Source organism: Phycisphaerales bacterium, assembly GCA_029268515.1.
In the GTDB taxonomy this organism is placed as follows: domain Bacteria; phylum Planctomycetota; class Phycisphaerae; order Phycisphaerales; family SM1A02; genus JAQWNP01.
The window spans coordinates 1-5,105 of record JAQWNP010000019.1 but is presented as its reverse complement, the minus strand read 5'-3'; the positions used below and the strand labels follow the sequence as shown (position 1 = coordinate 5,105).

Sequence of the window (5,105 nt, the reverse complement as noted above, 5' to 3'; positions counted from 1 at the left end):
ACTCGGGGCCGGTCCGATGTCTCCAAGTCGTTCAAGCACACGTTGCAATCGATGATGGTGCATAAACATGACACCGTCCATGAACTGCACTCCAGCCTGGTGACAGGCCGCAATGATCTCTTGAGCCGCTTGGGTACTGACCGCCACTGGTTTCTCTGAGAGAACATGCTTACCTGCAGCAGCCGCATCAAGAATGACCTGTTTTCTGACAGCCGTCGGCAGTGGAATATAGACCGCATCAATGTCAGGAGCCGCCAGAAGTTCAGCATAGCTACCGTATGCTTGCTTAATATTGGTTTCTTTGGCGAATGCTTGAGCTCGATCAAGTGATCGACTCGCGACCGCTGCGGGCACGGCATTCGATGCAAGATGCATCGCTTTGATCACTTTGCGGGCAATATTAGCTGTACCAATCACGCCCCAACGACATTTGCTATTAACGCTTTGCATACAGCCATCTTATCTAATTCAAATCAGAATAAAACTATTTCTCCAACTCCCACGTTCGTTTTAAGACGCCCTGATCGCCCATTGATGTCGATGTCGAATAATCACCATTTGCATCAAAAGTAACCACTACTTTCATTCCATTGGGATTAAGCGGATCCGACATCAAGATCGAACCGTCCTTCTGTAAGGGACCCTGCATGTACATGGGTGCGGGGACGCTGGGCCCAACCAGCATCTGCTGGAAGAACTTGCCCTCACTGTTGTATGCCGTAAAGGCCAAGAATTGCGACGCCGGTGCCGATCTCCCCAAGGCCTGTAGACGATAAACGGTTACTGGCGTCTGTGTGACCTGTCAGAGTGAATGGTTCTCTATTTTAAGAACACATACAATATATTGAGACCTGAATAGAAAGGACAGGAAACAATGGCCTCACAGATCTTGAGTCGCAAGTTAAGCTACTTTGAATCATCTTTGCACTATGCAACGATCAGTTCAATCAGTAACACCATCTACTGTTGGGCCAAAGGGAGTGGAGCGATCGAATTTCAGCATGTGCAGACGGCGATGCGCGTACTTTATGACCGCCACCCACTTCTACGAGCACGTATCATGGGTGAACCAGGTAACTACGAGTTTGCTACTGACGTTTCTTTCGAGCAGATCCCGGTAAAAGAGATTCAATTCTCCGCCAGCGAGAACGTCAATTCGGTCATCGAACCGCTTATGAATACACCCCTTCCTACAGATGAGCGCACTTGGGGAGCACGATTTGTTCGCCGTACTCAATCAGATGATTGGTGGCTCATTCTTGAAACCGACCACGCCATCACCGATGGCCATTCTGCATTCTGTCTACTCAATCAGTGCGGGCAGCTGCTGGGCGATTTACTTGCTGGGAATAACATCTCAACTTCACCACTTGGTATGCCCGATCCAATTGAAGACCAACTTGATCCGCCAGGCACTATGGAGCGATGGAATCACACCGGTGAGGCATGGGCTAAGCGCATTGGTGATATTAGCCATTGGCCAACAGATGGCAGTGCCGATTTCTCTGACCGCCAGAACTGCAATACCTTCACCGTACATAATGCAGACTTTACCCGTCAACTCAAGAACAACTGCCACGCCCATGGCACGACCGTTCAAGGCGCACTTGCCTCCGCAGTAGCACGTGCAATTGCTGCCTTTCTTAAGCATGCCATCAATATTGACACCTTGACGCCAGTCAATCTCAGACGTTTCGCCAATGTCGAGATCGACCCTCGTGAGATTGCCTGCAAGATTTCATGTCTCGATACTGGTTCGTTTAATGTAACGATTGACAGCGATCCTTGGGAAGTTGCCTGTGCCTACACCTCAGCACTCAAGGAACAACTCGATGCCAATCACTATCCACCGGTCGACTTCACTGCTGAAGATGTCACCAAATCCATCAATGGATTGCTGGATGCCGATGGGTACCACACCCATGGTTTTTCCATTACCAATACAGGACTACTTCCATTTGATGGCGACTATGGCCCAGTTCAATTCGAAACCTTCGATATCACCGCCGCCGCACAGTTTGGCGGTTTCCCCGTACTGCTGTCTGTCTACACATTCCGCCATCAGCTGCGTTGTACCTACACTTGGACCCAGCCACTTTTAACCGGTGAACATGTTCGAATGCTCACTGAAGCGATGGAATCGAACTTGCTTGCCATGGCTGACTAATCAATAACGTCTCCACCAGCTTACTCAAGGTGTTTTTTCTCGCAACGGCAAGACCGTGTACCGAAACGTCCTGTTTAATCGCAATGTCTCTCGCAATATTGACACAAATCGCCAGCATAATATCGGTCGCACCAACCAAAATGAGACTTTGCGTGTCGAATACGTGCCTTTAATAGGATATGCCTATGAGCAGAGTAATATAGAGCAGTAGCGATCTGATAGATCCTGCTGCATATCGCATAGACGAGCGGGCTCACAGACCGCACATGTAAGTCTTGCTCAAAGAGTTGATGTTTTCTGGGGGGAAAACGGAGGATGAAAGATTTAGGCATACAAAATGATAATGAGATAAATGTCGCTCGCACACAGATCGTAATTGCCTCTCTTTTTATTCTTTTTCTTTCTACTATTTTTTACTCACATCAATATTTCTTCCGCGTTATACCCGGGACAATGCAAGAAAAATTGACTTCTGATTTTAAGCTCAGCAACTTCGAGTTAAGCAACGTTGCCGCATGCTTTTTCTACGCCTACTTGATTGTTCAACCGATCAGCGGAATTGTGATTGCTCGTTTCGGTGTGGCACTTGCGCTTCTCATTGCGGGAATATCTGTTTTTGCTGGAGCCCTGTTGATGTCTGTGGCATCAGCCGTCGAGCACCTCTATATATCGCAACTACTACTCGGGATCGGCGGGTCCTTCGCAATTTTGATCGCGCTGAGCACTGGACGAACGACCATCAGCAAGAAGTACTATCCACTCTTTAGTGGCGGTGTTCTTGCGATCGGTGCCTCAGGGGCAATTCTCGGCCAGGCACCACTGGCCTACATTGCTGATACGTACGAGTGGCAAGACATTGTTTTTTACACCGCGTTTCTCGAGCTCCTCATCGTCATCGTTATGACATGGCTTATTTTTAGATATCCACACTTTCGCCCCCATACGCCCACTCGCGATCATAATAAATCTACTTCGTCAGGCCTGAAGGAGACATTCACTGACTCAAATGTTTGGTTGCTCTCACTACTGGGATGCTTTCTTTGTTTACCTATGGCAAGCTTTGTCATTGTGTGGCTCTATCCATTCATTTCTCTAGAACTTGGCGAGCACACGCTCTACAGCAGACTGGCACCTACGGCGGCCTATGCTGGTTATGTCATAGGCTCACCAATCGTTGGATGGATTGCAACATCTCTCCCAAATCGAAAGGTGCAGATACTCATCTTTGCAAGCATTTTGGGCTTCCTGGCAAGCATGGGTTCTATCTACACTGTCCAACACTCGATCATCATTGTGTACTCACTTCTTTTCATCATGGGCGTGAGCATATCTTGCATCACGATCATTATTGCGCTGGTGCGTGATTGGATTCCCGCAGAGAGACTTCCTATTGCACTTGGCATCGCCATGTGCGCATTGAATCTGGGAGGAACACTCTCACTGGTTGCTATTGGCTACATACTCGATATCGAAAAATCCATGACCGATGTGCCACAGCTCAAGGCCTACCACGTCGCGCTGGTGTTTGTGCCCGCTAGTTTTCTTATGGCGTTGGCATTCTCTTGCTTGATCCAACTTAGGGCAACCAGACGGGTGCGATCCCGAAGTCAAATTAAGTCTATAAAAGGCGTACCTGCTTAGCATATTTTACTAATCACCCGCCAGGCTTAAAATCAAATGGGCTGCCTTCTAAGTGGTTAGCGGTTCTGTCTTGCTCAAGGTTTGTTGACTTCCCTGAGAGGCACAGTGCCTGTATACCAACTGGTCATTAAAATCCAGATCTGATATGACTTAACCTGACCTACCGATAGGTACTGATCGACCCTACGCCCCATCCGCGCAAGTCACAAACAAAAGGAAACCATCTCGTGTTTGAAAGAGACGCTGATCGACGCAGATTTCTGAAAGTTGGCGCCGCTGGCGTTGCAGGCCTGGCACTGACCAATACATCCACACGAGCTCGGGCATCGACGCCAATAATCGCCACCGCCACGCTGCAAGAGCAAGCCAACGAACTTTCCAACACACTGTTCAAGGACGATGGCCTGGCGAGACCGATTCCTTCCACGCCTACCGTGTGTGAGTTGGCAGAAGGCCTCGACCGCACGCTGGTCTTGGGCGGCGGTGGCGTCTGGTACATCGCTTGGTATGTCGCCTTCTTTAAAGGACTCGCCGATGCGGGCCTTGATATGGACGGACTCTCTGAAATGGTCGTCGGGACTTCAGCTGGCGCCTACATGGGCAGCGCTTTGCGATGCGGCCATACCGACCATCTGTTGGAGCGGATGCAGTACTACGCCAAGCAACCCGATCAATTCATCAAGATTGCACCCTTTAATAATCCCAACATCAGCCAGCAGCGCGCCATCAAAGTTAGTGCTGATGCCAAGAATGGCACCACCGACACAATACAGACCATTGGACGCGTTGCCTTGGCTGCACACAACAAAGCAGATAGCGATGGCGCCGAGCGTTTCGCTGTCGCACTGACCGGCGACAGCACCACTGATTGGCCTGCTAAAAACCTCTATACCTCATCCAACGACTGCTACACCGGACAGCGTCTGATCGTCAGCCAAGAAACGGCCCGCAAAAACAACATTCCTCTAGGGCGAGCCACTGGCGCGAGTTCTTCCTTGCCTGGAGTCATGGGCCCCACACTCTTGGGCGAGCGATATGGCATGGATGGTGGTATTTGCTCCAATGCCTGCCACACCGATATGGTCGCTGGCTCTAAGCGAGCGGTGGTGATTAGCCTCACCAATGGACTGGTGCCACCAGTGCTTACCGGTATCCCTCATCCCATTGGTCAGAACATCAAGGACCTTCATGCCACCGGCACCAAGACCAAGTGGATCATCGCCAACCCACCCGACATCAACTTGATGGATCCTAAGAACATCGCCTCGGCACTGACGTCAGGTGCGCAGCGTGCCAA

At 50.0% G+C, this 5,105-nt stretch carries 5 protein-coding genes; 3 read left to right on the top strand and 2 right to left on the bottom strand.

The genetic code is table 11. The features are described from left to right. Both P8J86_12820 and P8J86_12815 read right to left on the bottom strand, forming a co-directional pair. Window positions 1-450 (bottom strand): Gfo/Idh/MocA family oxidoreductase (locus tag P8J86_12820; GenBank protein ID MDG2055572.1); only part of this gene is annotated, 450 nt, incomplete at its 3' end. A 34-nt stretch (window positions 451-484) separates the two neighbouring features. Continuing rightward, entirely contained in the window at window positions 485-613 is a 129-nt protein-coding gene (locus P8J86_12815; GenBank protein ID MDG2055571.1) for a hypothetical protein, read from the bottom strand. Between the two features lie 261 nt (window positions 614-874). Between P8J86_12815 and P8J86_12810 the strand changes: the two genes are divergently transcribed. The 3 genes from P8J86_12810 to P8J86_12800 all read left to right on the top strand — a co-directional run. Continuing rightward, on the top strand, window positions 875-2,167 hold the full coding sequence (locus P8J86_12810) for a hypothetical protein (GenBank protein MDG2055570.1): 1,293 nt from the start codon (window positions 875-877) through the stop codon (window positions 2,165-2,167). 315 nt (window positions 2,168-2,482) lie between these two features. Then, window positions 2,483-3,808, top strand: a complete 1,326-nt coding sequence (locus P8J86_12805) for an MFS transporter (GenBank protein ID MDG2055569.1) — start codon at window positions 2,483-2,485, stop codon at window positions 3,806-3,808. Window positions 3,809-4,035: 227 nt separating this feature from the next. After that, on the top strand, window positions 4,036-5,105 hold a 1,070-nt coding region (locus P8J86_12800; GenBank protein ID MDG2055568.1), incomplete at its 3' end, for a patatin-like phospholipase family protein.

Bases quoted from the DNA above. Each gene is read 5' to 3' on its own strand.
- P8J86_12815 (MDG2055571.1), bottom strand. From the start codon at position 613: ATGTCGGATCCGCTTAATCCCAATGGAATGAAAGTAGTGGTTACTTTT.
- P8J86_12810 (MDG2055570.1), top strand. From the start codon at position 875: ATGGCCTCACAGATCTTGAGTCGCAAGTTAAGCTACTTTGAATCATCT.
- P8J86_12805 (MDG2055569.1), top strand. From the start codon at position 2,483: ATGAAAGATTTAGGCATACAAAATGATAATGAGATAAATGTCGCTCGC.